The sequence below is a fragment of the Nitrospirota bacterium genome (assembly GCA_040752355.1).
Lineage (GTDB): Bacteria > Nitrospirota > Thermodesulfovibrionia > Thermodesulfovibrionales > Dissulfurispiraceae > JBFMCP01.
Genome location: JBFMHE010000002.1, coordinates 196,074 through 208,588, shown reverse-complemented (window position 1 = coordinate 208,588; position 12,515 = coordinate 196,074). Strand labels below are relative to the sequence as shown.

The window sequence follows — 12,515 nt, the reverse complement described above, 5'->3', positions numbered from 1 at the left end:
GAAAGCCGGGAAGAAGAGTTGCTGAACGAGCTGATTGCAGACTCCACAATAGCAGATGATATCGTCACCAATCTCAAGGACGCAGAGCTGCAAAGACTGCCCCTGAACGACCGGATTACCCTGTCAACGGCCATAGGCCATGGAGCCGATGCCTTCGTGACCGGCAACCATAAAGATTTTAAACGTCTCTACCATAAAAAGGTTCTCAACACGCTCATACTCAGACCTCTGGATTTCTTGAACAGGGAATTTTGAAAACTGCGCAGACATTCGCCCGCAGAATATGAGCTGCCGGGTAACCGAGAAACAATACCATCTGCGGAAGGTTTGACCTCCACTCCGAGCCGGAGCTTATCAGGAAAGAGCTCAAGGTCGCGATAGCCTCAGTTCTCAGGGACGTTGATGAATTAGTTGACTTGTTTAATGGATTGCATGCCACGGCAAGCGAGACTCGACTATCCCGGCACACTGCACCACGTAATATGCAGGGGAATAGAAAAGAAAGCTATAGTCTCTGACGACAGAGACAGAGACTATTTCATTGAGCGTTTTGGGAATCTTGCGGCAAAGACAGATACGGCGGTTTATGCCTGCGAAAGATACGGCATCCCCATGGCGCTGGTGGCACGTGAAACAGGGGGGCACCACTTCGGCTATTTCAAAACTCATGATCCAATGAATAGCTCAACTAATTCATCAACGTCCCCACAGCTCTACCTAATAGAGAGCAATACGAGAACAGGCAAAGAGCCCGATTGCAAGTCATTGAATAAAGAAAGCCGGGAAGCGGATTCGAACCGCCGACCTGCTGATTACGAATCAGCTGCTCTGCCAGCTGAGCTATCCCGGCATGATGGAAGGAATAGTATACACCAGATGCCCTTCCGAGATGAAGAAGCTATATTGTATCAAATTCCTGCCTGAAATAGCCAAGGGTCTGGTCGTCGAAGATGCAGAACTCGACGACCTCGAGTGAGGAGGCAGGATGCTCCTGGAGGAACTTCCGCGCCTCGGCCACAAGAATGCGGGCGCAGCGGTCTTTCGGGAACCCGAATATACCCGAGCTTATGGCGGGTAGCGATACGCTCCTGAACCCCTTCTCCGAAGCCAGGGTGAGCGTGCTGACGACAGCGTTCCTCAGCTTGTTCTCCTCATCGCCCTCCCCCATCCTCGGGCCTACGGCGTGGATGACATACTTCGCGGGCAGCGCGCCGGCGGCAGTGAGCGCGGCATGCCCGACCGGCACGAAACCGATCCTGTCGCTCTCCTCCTGGATGCTCCGGCCTCCCTTGCGGACTATGGCGCCGGCAACGCCGCCGCCGTGCTGGAGGCGCGAATTGGCGGCGTTCACGACCGCATCCACATCCCGCTCGGTGATATCTCCCCTGACGAGACGCAGCCTCTTACCATTCACCATACGCTCTGCGATCACGTGCATGGGACCTCCATAATTAGCACAACAGCCATCAGCTATCAGCTCTCAGCTTTCAGCTGAAGGATACGAGAGGCACGCAGCTCCGTAAAATGCCCCTTGTCTCAGGCTCGATCTCGGTCGTCATGACTGACAGCTGAACGCTGACTGCTGACGGCTGATGGCTTTCTTTATAAACAATACCTGCGGCGATGGTTGTTGTCAATCGTCTACTGCATAGAATATTCTCTTTGCATGCCAGACGCTTACCGTGTAAAATACGTCAATGCGGATAGCCTATTTCGACTGCGCCGCCGGTATAAGCGGCGATATGTGCCTCGGCGCCCTCGTTGATGCAGGGGTCTCTCTCGCATCCCTCAAGAGGGCGCTGAAGCACCTGCCCGTGGAGGGCTACAGCCTCCGTGCAAGGAAAGTAGTCCGCGCCGGTTTCGCCGCCACAAAGGTCGATGTCGTCATCGATAAGAAGAAGCCCGCCCGTGAGGTGCAGTGGAAGGACATCGAACGGGTCGTTGCGCGCTCCTCTTTCGATAGGAACCTGAAGGAGCGGGGGTTGAACGTATTCCGGAAGCTCTTCGAAGCGGAAGCCGCTGTTCATGCTGAGGCCTTCGATACGGTTCACCTCCACGAGCTCGGAGGGACGGACTGTCTGGTCGATGTGTTCGGCACCCTGATCGGGCTCGACACGCTCGGCGTCGGGAAGATTTACTCATCGGCTATAAATCTCGGCAGCGGCAGCGTCAGGACCAGGCACGGCACTCTCCCGGTGCCTGCTCCTGCCACTGCCGAGCTGCTGAAGGGCTTTCCGGTCTATGCGTCCGATATCCCCTTCGAGCTGACCACGCCCACCGGCGCGGTCCTTATCGCGAGTCTCGACCCTGCTTTCGCTCCCCTGCCCGCAATGAGCATCGAGCAGATCGGGTACGGAGCCGGCGCCAGGGACCTCCCGTCAATGCCGAATACCGTGCGGCTGATCCTCGGTTCGCCTGTGGAGATGTCGGGATATTCCATTGCCGACGACCGCGTGGCCGTGGTCGAGACGAACATCGATGACATGAATCCCCAGATCTACGAGGATGTCATGGACAAGCTCTTCGCCGGAGGCGCGCTCGATGTGTTTCTCGAAACGGTGATAATGAAAAAGAGCAGGCCCGCGGTGAAGCTGTCGGTCATCGTGAGGCCGCAGGACATCGACAAGGCGGCGGAGATTCTCTTCCGCGAGACGACGACGATCGGCCTCAGGTTCTCGATAGTCCACCGTAAGACGCTCGGGCGCGAGAGCAGGACCGTCACGACGCGATACGGCCCGGTGAGGATAAAGGTCTCCCGGACCGGCGGTGCGGTTGCGACCGCGACACCCGAGTATGAGGATCTCAAAGCCCTCTCCCGGAAGACGAAGCTCCCGATCAAGAGGCTGACGGAGCATATTCTCGAGGATGCCCGGGAGGATATCCGCTAGACGGATTACGGACCGCGCATTACGGCCGTACCGTCATTGACAGCGCGAAGAGGGTACAGTAGAATTGAAATGTGTTTTTGCGCCTTTCCTTATATTTACTAGAGGGATGAGCGCTCGCCGGTGCTGCATCGGCATAGTTTCTCGCGTGTGCGTGGAAAGGTAGGGGTCGAAGGTCGTGCATAGAAAAAGCATGCTGCTGTTCATCCACACCGTCTTGCTGGTCCTGGCGAGCGCTACTGCGCTCATCCCGGCCTTTGCCCTGGACGCTTCGCCGGAGGGCGCGCCCGTACCGGCGCCGTCGCCCGCCTTCGTCGCTCCTCTCACGCTTGACGATGCCATTACCCTGGCTGCCGAACATCTCCCCTTTTACCAGGCGGCACGGCTGCGGGTGGCATCGACCGAGGCGCTCTACAACGCCGCGCTCGGACCCTATTTTCCCCGCTTCGATGCCGCGGCTGCATACCGGAGGTTCTACACCTCCGCGGAGGATTTCGATACCAGGAATTATGAGCTTTCCCTCTCCTATCTCCTCTATGACGGGGGGGAACGGCGGGCGAACAGGACCCTTGCACGCCTCAATCTCGAGAACGACCGGCTCGAAGTGCGGAATACGCTCCTCGAGCTCTACTACGCGGTCCGGACGGCCTTTTATACCGCCCTCGCGCAGCAGGAGCTCGTGACCCAGCGAAGAGTTCAACGGGGAGATGCGCAGACCGACTACGAGGTCGCCCAGGGGCGGTACAAGTTCGGCGTAGCCAGGCTCTCCGACGTGCTCCAGGCGTCGGTACGGCTCGAGCAGGCCCGCTTCAACCTGATCCAGGCCGAGGGCGACCTCGTCAAAGCATTCTCCGACCTGAATTCGCTCGTCGGCAGGCCGCTCGAGAGCAGCTATGCGCTGGCGGGAACGCTCGATCCCGAGGTAAAGCTGCCGGAGCTCCGGTACTTTTACGAGGCGGCGCTCGACAAGCCGGAAGTGCTGCAGGCGGAGAACGACATCAGGCGCGCCGAGCAGAACCAGGCCCTGGTGCGGAGCACGTTCAAGCCCCTGGTCACCGCCGAAGCGGCCTATCAGAGGACGAGCGGCGGCATCTTCAGGACCTCGTTTCCCGATCAGCGGTTCGCCGGTCTGACGGCCACCTGGAATATCTTCGAGCTGGGCAAGTTCTTCAGGTACAAATCGGCACGGATCGAAAAAGACATCGCCGCGCAACAACTCAGCGAAGTCAAGCGGCAGCTCCTGCTCGCCGTGAACAGGGCTTATGAGGATGTGCAGATATCCTCGAACCAGATCGGGGTAGCGCGCCAGCAGGTGAAGCAGGCGGAACAGAACTATGAGCAGGCCTACGGCGAGTACAAGGTCGGGAAAGGCGACATCCTCTCCCTCGTTCAGGCCGAAAGCTTTCTCGCCGAAGCCCGCGAGCAGCTCATCACCGCCCGCCTGAACTTCATACTCTCGCTCTCCCTGCTCCAGCGTACTGCCGGCACCCCGTGGACAAGCAGATAATCGGCGGATACCATATCCTTGCGGCTATGATGGGCAGCAGATGAAGAAAAAACTCCTCCTGGGACTGCTCGCCGTCGCGCTCGTTGCAGGCGGCATTGTCATCTATAGGCATTTCTTCGCCGGGCCGGAGATAACGATTCTCGAAACCGCGAACGTCGAGCGCCGCGGCCTCAGAGGGGTGCTCGTCGCGACCGGCATCATCAAACCCCAGGTAGGCGCCCTGGTGAAAATAGGGACGCGGGCCACGGGGACGATCGTCTCGATGAAGGTAAAAGTGGGTGACCGCGTTGCCCAGGGGCAGCTCATTGCGCTCATCGACGACCGCGAAATACGGCGGGGCATCGAACAGCAGCAGGCTGCGCTGCAGTCGGCCGAGAACACCCTCGTGCAGGTGGAGCTCACCTATCCCGAGCGCATCAAGGAAGCGCAGGCGAACTATGACTACGCAAAGACGACCTACGAGCGGGAGCAGCAGCTCCTCACGCACGAGTATACGACGAGAGACGCCGTCGACCGGGCGAGGAGCCAGTTCGAGGCAGCCGAGGCGACGCTGAAGCGCCTCAGGGACGAGTACCGGACCCAGCTCAAGGTCGCAAAGGCCAATGTGGGAGACAGGAAGGCGCAGTTGGAGCAGCAGCACACGCGGCTCTCCTATACGCGGATCTACGCTCCGATCAACGGCGTCGTCTCCGACGTCACCGCGCAGGAGGGGGAGACCACCGTGGCGGGGCTCCAGGTCGCCAACCTGGTGACCGTCCTCGACCCCGCCCGCCTCGAGATGTGGATCTACGTGGACGAGACCGATATCGGGAGAGTCAAGCGGGAACAGAAGGTCGAGTATTATGTCGACACGCTCCCCGATACGCTCTTTCACGGGACGATCGAGCGCATCAACCCCCAGCCCGTCGTGAAGGACAACATCGTCTATTACCTCGCTATCGTCAGGGTAGCGCCGGACGACGCCCTCTTCCTCAAGCCGGAGATGACGACCCACGTAAAGGTCGTCTTCGCCGAGCGGCAGGGCATCCTCACGGTGCCGAACGCTGCCGTCAAGTTCGAGAGGGGCAGACAGATCGTTTACAAGGTGCGCGAGAAAAAGGATATCCGGAAGGCCGAGGTGAAGATCGGCATCCGGGGAGAGGAGCGCACCGAGATCGTCGCCGGCGCTGCCGAGGGCGAGGTGATCGCCACGAAGCTCATCCTCCCCGCGACGGAGCAGGAGCAGAGGCCGAACGGTCAGAAGAAGCGGTGAGGGAATGAAGATGTCCTTTTGCCTGATGGAAGACATACGAAAGACCTACCGGATCGGCGAAGAGGATGTCGAGGTCTTGCGGGGAGTCGACCTCCGGATCGATGAGGGAGAGTTCGCGGCGATCATGGGGACCTCCGGCTCGGGCAAAACGACTCTCATGAATATCATCGGGTGCCTCGATACCCCGACCTCGGGCCGCTATGAGCTGGCGGGCCGGGAGGTCTCCCGCCTCTCGGACGATGAGCTCTCGGTGATCAGGAACGAGCATATCGGCTTCGTCTTCCAGAGCTTTTATCTCCTGCCCTACGCAACCGTGCTCGAAAACGTCCTGCTGCCGACGCTCTATGTCGAGCGGCCGAAGGGCGATCGTGAAAAAAGGGCGATGGAGCTCCTCGCGCTCGTGGGGCTCGGGGAGCGCGCCCGCTTCAGGCCGAGCCAGCTCTCGGGAGGACAGCAGCAGCGGGTCGCGATCGGAAGGGCGCTGGTCAACGATCCCGAGCTGCTCCTCGCCGACGAGCCGACCGGACAGCTCGACAGCAAGACCGCGACCGAGATCATGCGCCTCCTCGCGCAGATGAACGAGCGGGGCAAGACGGTGATCGTGGTGACCCACGATCAGGCGGTAGCGGCGTATGCCAAGAGGATCATTACCATCAGAGACGGCGTGATCGTTAAGCGGTGATCAGCCTTCAGCTGCCGGTAATCGGCTAACTGCCGGGAGCTCCGAAAGATTTTAGTTGCGGAGGCCCCCCTTTTTCTGCTTTAATATTTCTAAGAGGACGGTTCTGCCTACCCTGTAAGTGATTAGGTAGAAATTGTTGATCCGACAAATTAGACCTTTAGGGAGCCGGAGTAAGGCATGCAGTGTGCAGGTCTCCCTCTGTGCAAGGGACGGAGAAAGCCTAAGCCGCCTTCGAGGCACCCACGTGACGAACGTTAGGATCTAATTTCGCTTACACGACAGGGTGGGCATTATTTTATAGAGAGAGGCCATGAGTGATTACCAGCGCAGAAGGGCTCGCTGCATTCTCCGGTGGCAATCACTGATGGTGGTGACGGGGCAGCAGCGCGTACTGTTGAAATAAAGGAGTCAGGGTCATAGCAAACAATGTATAATCAGCTCCATACCATACATTATTTCCTCACTGCCGTACATGGTTCCGCAGACAGCGTGTACGGTGATGGCCGTCCTGCTCCTCCTGTCTGTGTCTTTTAACAACAGCACATTCGGCTCATTGCTCTCTCCCGTCGCCTCCGCGCAGTTGTTGTAATGCGTCCGGAGCGCATGGTTGCGTTTCCGCCCTTCGGCCGCGCCACACTACTAAGAGAGGAGGGGGAACATACCCATGGAAAACATCGTAATCGCCGCACTCATCGCCGTCGTCGTCGGAGTCGCCTGCGGCCTGATCTTCTCACGAATTTATAAAAATACCCTGAAATCAGAGAAAGAGTCCATTCAGCGGGAGCGCGAACGGACGCTCGAGGACGCGAAAAGAGAGGTCGAGGCGATAAAGAAAGAGGCTGCGATCGCCGCGAAGGACCAGGCCTACCAGGCGAAGGTCGAGGCCGAAAAAGAGATCAGGGAGCGGACCAGGGAGCTCAACCAGCTGGATAAGCGGCTCCGCCAGAAAGAGGAGCAGCTCGAGAAGAAGATGGACCAGCTCGAAAAACGGGAACATGACTTCAACCGCAAGGAGCGGGAGTTCGGTTCCCGGGAGCGTGCGCTTACCGATAAAGAGAACCACTATACCCAGCTCATCAAGGAGCAGACCCAGGCCCTCGAACGCATATCCGGTGTCAGCTCGGAGGATGCCCGGCGCGAGCTCTTCCGGCGCGTCGAGGAGGAATCCAGGTTCGAATCGGCAAAACTGGCAAAGAGGATCGAGGACGAGGCGCGGGAGAATGCCGAGCGGAAGGCCAAAGAGGTCATCAGCATGGCGATCCAGCGCTACTCCAGCGATTACGTCGCCGACGCGACAGTCTCGGCAGTGAGCCTGCCCAACGATGAGATGAAGGGCAGGATCATCGGCCGGGAGGGGAGAAACATCAGGGCCTTCGAGGCTGCCACCGGCGTCGATATCATCATCGACGACACCCCCGAAGTGGTGACCCTTTCGGCACACGATCCGGTGCGGCGCGAGGTTGCGCGTCTTTCGCTCGAGCGGCTCGTCGGCGACGGGCGCATCCACCCGGCACGGATCGAGGAGATCGTCGAGAAGGTGAAACGCGAGGTCGACGGCACGATCAGGGAAGAGGGAGAAAAAGCGGTCTTCGATCTCGGCGTCACCGGCATGCACCCGGAGCTCGTCAGGACCATCGGCAGACTGCGGTACCGCTCCTCCTACGGCCAGAACATGCTCCAGCATTCGAAAGAGGTCGCCTACCTGGCGGGCATGATGGCAGGAGAGCTGGGCGTCGATATAAAGCTCGCCAAGCGCGGCGGCCTGCTGCACGATATCGGCAAGGCGATCGACCACGAGGTGGAAGGGTCGCACCAGGACATTGGCGCGGCGCTCGCAAAGAAGCACGGCGAAGGCGACAAAGTCATCAACGCCATACTCGCCCACCACGGCGAGACCGATTTCACCTGCGTCGAGTCCGCGCTCGTGGCTGCGGCCGACGCCCTCTCGGCAGCGCGCCCGGGCGTCAGGCGGGAGAGCATCGAGAACTACCTGAAGCGCCTCGAGAAGCTCGAGGAGCTCGCCATGTCCTTCAACGGCGTCGAGAAGTGCTACGCCATTCAGGCGGGCAGAGAAATACGGATCATCGTCAAGCCCGAGAGCGTGAACGACGAGATGTGCGCCGTCGTCTCACGGGACCTTGCGCGGAAGATAGAGTCGGAGATGACCTATCCCGGCCAGATCAAGGTGACGGTTATCCGCGAGGCGCGCTATGTCGATTACGCAAAGTAGCAGGCCGTGATGCGTAATGCGTGATGCGTGATGCGTAATGCGTGATGAGTTAAGAACTACTCTATAAGCCAATAAGCCATAAGCCATAAGAATGAAGGCGCTATCACATACCTCTCCTCTCACCGCTCTTCAGGAGAGTGAGGTGGGGGGAGAGATTCCAAGACAGATCACGCCGCATTACCTATGACGGTCTTTATATGAAAGCGCTCTTTATCGGGGACATCGTCGGAAAGCCGGGGAGGGATGCGGTCCGGGCCCTGCTCCCGAACCTCGTCAGCAGGTACAAGATCGATCTCGTCATCGCCAACGGAGAGAACGCCGCCGGCGGCTTCGGCATCACCGACAAGACGGCGGCGGAGATATTCGAGAGCGGCGTCCAGATCGTCACCACCGGCAATCATGTCTGGGACAAGAAGGAGACCGTCTCCTACCTCGCCAAAGAGCACAGGGTACTCCGTCCCCTCAACTTTCCTCCGGGCACTCCCGGCACGGGCAGTATCGTCCTTTCACTCGCTCCCTCCCTGCCCTCGGTAAAGGTCGCGGTCGTGAGTGTTATGGGCAGGGTCTTCATGGCGCCCCTCGACTGCCCCTTCAGGACGACCGACGCCGAGATCGAAAAGCTCAGGGAATCGACGAACATCATTATTATCGACCTCCACGCAGAGGCGACTTCCGAGAAGATCGCCTTCGGCTATTACCTGGACGGCAGAGTCAGTGCGGTCATCGGGACGCACACCCATGTGCAGACGGCGGATGAGAGGATCCTGCAGCACGGCACCGCCTACATCACCGACGTGGGGATGACCGGCCCCCAGGTTTCGGTGATCGGCATCGAGAAGGAGCAGATCGTCGAGCGGTTCCTTACCCAGATGCCCCGGAAATACGATGTCGCCGGCGGCAGGGCGATTCTCTCGGCCGTCGTTATCGAAATAGACGAACAGAGCGGCAGAGCCACCGGCATACAGAGAGTGCAGCTGACGTATCCTTGAGATAAAGAGAACTTTTCATTTTCCAGAGGAGGGCGTATGCTTCATGCAAAAGTAAAATGGGTCGAAGGGCTTCAGTTCGTGGGCGAGTCGGAGACGAAGCATGCCATAGTGATGGATGCCGACCCTGAAGTGGGCGGCGGCAACACCGGCATGAGGCCGATGGAGCTCCTCCTCGTCGGTCTCGGCGGATGCTCCGGAATGGATGTGGCGTCGATACTCCGGAAGAAGCGCCAGCAGGTGACCGGCATCTCGATCAACCTCAAGGGCGAAAAGGCGGACTCCTACCCCAAGAAGTTCACCGCGATAGAGGTGGAGTTCATCGTTGCAGGAAAGGACCTCTCCGAGGAGGCGGTGCGGAAAGCGGTAGAGGCCTCGATGGAGAAATACTGCTCCGTCAAGGCGACCCTCGAGGGGGTGGCAAAGATCACCCATAGTTACAAGATCGTCCCGGCGTAACGTAGTCAACCTCTAAAAGCGAAGTACGAAATCCTAACCCTCTTAGTCTTTGTCCAGCACTTCGCGGACTTTCCGCAGGAGGTCGCCCGGCGAGACCGGCTTTGCTATATACCTGAGCTCGCGATCGAGCAGGCCCCTCTTGTGGATGATCTCGTCCGTATAGCCGCTGATGAAGAGGGCCTTTATTGCCGGAACCTTATTTCGTATCGCTTCGTACACCTCTCTGCCGTTCATCTTCGGCATGATGACATCGAGGATGAGGAGCGCTATCCCGTCCTGCTGCTCATCGAACCGGGCAAGGGCGTCCTCTCCGTCGACCGCCTCTATGACGAGATAGCCGAACTCTTCCAGGATCTCCCGCGTGCCCTGCCTCACCTCCGGGTTGTCTTCAGCAAGGAGCACCGTCTCCTTGTTTCCCTTGGGGATCGCCTCTGGCGCCGCCGGCATCTCCTCTATCGCGGAAGCGCTGATAGGCAGGAGCAGCCTGAAGGTGGTCCCCCTGCCCGGCTCGCTCTCGACGGTGATGTACCCGTTGTGCTGCTTGATGATGCCGTAGACCATCGCAAGGCCGAGCCCTGTCCCCTTCCCTACCTCTTTGGTGGTGAAGAAGGGCTCGAAGATCCTCGATCTCGTCTTTTCATCCATGCCGGTCCCGGTATCGGCGACGGATATCAGCGCATAGGGGCCCGGTCTGCCGAAACCGTGCTTTGCCGTGAAGTGTTCATCGATAAAGGTCCGCCCGGTTTTAATGGTGAGGCTCCCGCCCTGGGGCATCGCATCCCGCGCGTTCGCTGCAAGGTTTATCAATACCTGCTCGATCTGAATGGAATCGGCCATGACTATGAAGTCCTCGCCGGCGAGATCGGTCCTGAGCTCGATATCCTCTCTGATGATCCGGGACATGAGCCTTTCGACGCCCCGTACGATACTGTTGGCGGGCACGGGCCGGGGGTCGATGATCTGCTTTCTGCTGAAGGCGAGGAGCCCCTGGGTGAGGTGGGCCGCCTTCTCTGCCGAGGCGAGTATCTGGCTCACGTACAGGCGCAGGGGGTCGCCGCCCTCCATCTTCATCTCGAGAAGCCCGCCGTAACTGATGATCGCCGTCAGGATATTGTTGAAATCGTGGGCGATGCCGCCCGCGAGCTGCCCTACCGCCTCCATCTTCTGCGACTGAATGAGCTGGGCCTCGAGCGTCTCCTTCTCGGCCTCGATCCTCCTCCGCTCGGTAACATCGATCAGCACCGCCAGGGAGCGGACCATCTCTCCGGCGGCATCGCGCTCGGCCACTGCTGAGAGGAGCACGTCGATGACCTCGCCGCTCTTCGTGACGAACTGATAGGGGATGTCCCTGCAGTACCCGTTCTTCATGAAGAGGGGCAGGCTCGTCTCCTCGGCATACCGCCGCGACGACCCGGTCATGAAGTCGGTAAGCCTGCGTCCTATCACTTCGCCCTGCTCGTAGCCGAGCTTCCCGAGCCAATACAGGCTCACGCTCACCAGCCTGCCGTTCCGGTCGATGGAATGGAGCATGACGGGAGTATGGTTATAAAGGGAACGGTACCGCTCCTCGCTCGCCTGGAGCTGCTCGTTGGCGAGGATCAGCTCCGCGGTGCGCTCCTTTACGATGTCCTCGAGATGGGCCCGGTAGTCGCGCAGCTCCCGCTCGCTCTGCTTCTGCCGGGTGATATCGAAAATGACGCCGACGATGCCTGCTATCTTGCCTTCGGAGTCAGTATAGGTGGCCTTGCTGAACAGGGCGTACCGGGCCGCCCCGCCGGGATCGAGAGAAAGGAGCTCGTACTCCTGCGTGCCGGGATAGGCAAACAGTTCCTTATCCATGACAACATAACGGTCGGCAATCTCTTTGGGAACGACATCGTGCGCCGCTTTTCCGATGATCTCTTCCTGTGGCACACCGGTGAATGCTGAAAAGGCCTTGTTGCACCCCCGGTAAACACCGTCGGTATCCTTGTAGAATATCGGCGTGGGGATGGCGTCGATGAGGTTCTGGAGGAAGCTGAACTGCTCACGCGCCCTGCGCTCGGCCTGTATGCGCCTCCCCAGCTCGTCGATGAACTGCCGATGCATGCGCCGGTGCCGCCGTAATACGAAAAGGGACGCGGCAGCCGCGACGACGGTGCTGAAGACGATGGTAACGATATGGGACCCCCAGAGCGAGATAGCGGGGAAAAGCGCCTGCTTGAGCGCCTCATAGGCGGTCATGCCGGCAAAGGTGATCAACGCCACCGCTGCCACACTCTTCATCACGGCGGCGCCGGAACGCCCGCCGGCTCCGCGTTCCGCTAACGGCTCCATGACCCCTGTTCACCGGCACGCAGCGATACGGAGCCCCGGGGCTCGAACGTGCTCCCCCGTGGAATAAAGAGAGGGGAGCCCGCTGCTTGGGGGGAGTATGCAGGGGCCCCCTCTCCGCAGCCTCCGGAGCGAGTCCGGAGGCTGCATCCTGTTATCGCCGGGTGAAGAGATGATCCTGCCACGTTATGGTACCCTGTC

10 protein-coding genes, 1 tRNA gene and 1 other RNA gene are annotated in these 12,515 nt (G+C 59.6%); 9 read left to right on the top strand and 3 right to left on the bottom strand.

Annotated features, from left to right (window positions below; translation table 11 throughout):
* Positions 1 to 18 precede the first annotated feature (18 nt).
* The gene (locus tag AB1805_02915) at positions 19 to 255 is read left to right on the top strand and encodes a hypothetical protein (protein ID MEW5744380.1); all 237 of its coding nucleotides are present in this window, start codon (positions 19 to 21) and stop codon (positions 253 to 255) included.
* Between the two features lie 522 nt (positions 256 to 777).
* On the opposite strand, the gene AB1805_02910 is transcribed toward AB1805_02915, so the two are convergent.
* Both AB1805_02910 and AB1805_02905 read right to left on the bottom strand, forming a co-directional pair.
* Positions 778 to 850 (bottom strand) — tRNA-Thr (locus AB1805_02910).
* A 48-nt stretch (positions 851 to 898) separates the two neighbouring features.
* Entirely contained in the window at positions 899 to 1,438 is a 540-nt protein-coding gene (locus AB1805_02905) for a macro domain-containing protein (GenBank protein ID MEW5744379.1), read from the bottom strand.
* 259 nt (positions 1,439 to 1,697) lie between these two features.
* On the opposite strand from AB1805_02905, the gene larC reads away from it, so the two are divergent.
* The 8 genes from larC (at position 1,698) to AB1805_02865 (ending at position 10,001) form a co-directional block, all read left to right on the top strand.
* Positions 1,698 to 2,888: a nickel pincer cofactor biosynthesis protein LarC gene (gene larC, locus AB1805_02900; protein ID MEW5744378.1), complete on the top strand. Its 1,191-nt coding sequence runs from the start codon at positions 1,698 to 1,700 to the stop codon at positions 2,886 to 2,888.
* A gap of 175 nt (positions 2,889 to 3,063) precedes the next feature.
* The gene (locus AB1805_02895) at positions 3,064 to 4,392 is read left to right on the top strand and encodes a TolC family protein (protein MEW5744377.1); all 1,329 of its coding nucleotides are present in this window, start codon (positions 3,064 to 3,066) and stop codon (positions 4,390 to 4,392) included.
* A gap of 40 nt (positions 4,393 to 4,432) precedes the next feature.
* Positions 4,433 to 5,644 (top strand): efflux RND transporter periplasmic adaptor subunit, encoded by a 1,212-nt coding sequence (locus AB1805_02890; protein MEW5744376.1) that lies wholly within the window; start codon positions 4,433 to 4,435, stop codon positions 5,642 to 5,644.
* Between the two features lie 10 nt (positions 5,645 to 5,654).
* Entirely contained in the window at positions 5,655 to 6,326 is a 672-nt protein-coding gene (locus AB1805_02885) for an ABC transporter ATP-binding protein (GenBank protein MEW5744375.1), read from the top strand.
* A 101-nt stretch (positions 6,327 to 6,427) separates the two neighbouring features.
* Positions 6,428 to 6,620, top strand: a non-coding RNA gene (gene ssrS / locus AB1805_02880) — 6S RNA.
* A gap of 370 nt (positions 6,621 to 6,990) precedes the next feature.
* The gene (gene rny / locus AB1805_02875; GenBank protein ID MEW5744374.1) at positions 6,991 to 8,556 is read left to right on the top strand and encodes a ribonuclease Y; all 1,566 of its coding nucleotides are present in this window, start codon (positions 6,991 to 6,993) and stop codon (positions 8,554 to 8,556) included.
* A 197-nt stretch (positions 8,557 to 8,753) separates the two neighbouring features.
* On the top strand, positions 8,754 to 9,545 hold the full coding sequence (locus AB1805_02870; protein ID MEW5744373.1) for a TIGR00282 family metallophosphoesterase: 792 nt from the start codon (positions 8,754 to 8,756) through the stop codon (positions 9,543 to 9,545).
* A gap of 36 nt (positions 9,546 to 9,581) precedes the next feature.
* Positions 9,582 to 10,001 (top strand): OsmC family protein, encoded by a 420-nt coding sequence (locus tag AB1805_02865; protein ID MEW5744372.1) that lies wholly within the window; start codon positions 9,582 to 9,584, stop codon positions 9,999 to 10,001.
* 42 nt (positions 10,002 to 10,043) lie between these two features.
* Here the strand turns inward: AB1805_02865 and AB1805_02860 are convergent, their stop codons facing one another.
* On the bottom strand, positions 10,044 to 12,317 hold the full coding sequence (locus AB1805_02860; GenBank protein MEW5744371.1) for a PAS domain S-box protein: 2,274 nt from the start codon (positions 12,315 to 12,317) through the stop codon (positions 10,044 to 10,046).
* Positions 12,318 to 12,515 lie beyond the last annotated feature (198 nt).

Coding starts and splice junctions, on each gene's coding strand:
- AB1805_02905 (MEW5744379.1), bottom strand. CDS start 1,438: ATGCACGTGATCGCAGAGCGTATGGTGAATGGTAAGAGGCTGCGTCTC.
- larC (MEW5744378.1), top strand. CDS start 1,698: ATGCGGATAGCCTATTTCGACTGCGCCGCCGGTATAAGCGGCGATATG.
- AB1805_02890 (MEW5744376.1), top strand. CDS start 4,433: ATGAAGAAAAAACTCCTCCTGGGACTGCTCGCCGTCGCGCTCGTTGCA.
- AB1805_02885 (MEW5744375.1), top strand. CDS start 5,655: ATGTCCTTTTGCCTGATGGAAGACATACGAAAGACCTACCGGATCGGC.
- rny (MEW5744374.1), top strand. CDS start 6,991: ATGGAAAACATCGTAATCGCCGCACTCATCGCCGTCGTCGTCGGAGTC.
- AB1805_02870 (MEW5744373.1), top strand. CDS start 8,754: ATGAAAGCGCTCTTTATCGGGGACATCGTCGGAAAGCCGGGGAGGGAT.
- AB1805_02865 (MEW5744372.1), top strand. CDS start 9,582: ATGCTTCATGCAAAAGTAAAATGGGTCGAAGGGCTTCAGTTCGTGGGC.
- AB1805_02860 (MEW5744371.1), bottom strand. CDS start 12,317: ATGGAGCCGTTAGCGGAACGCGGAGCCGGCGGGCGTTCCGGCGCCGCC.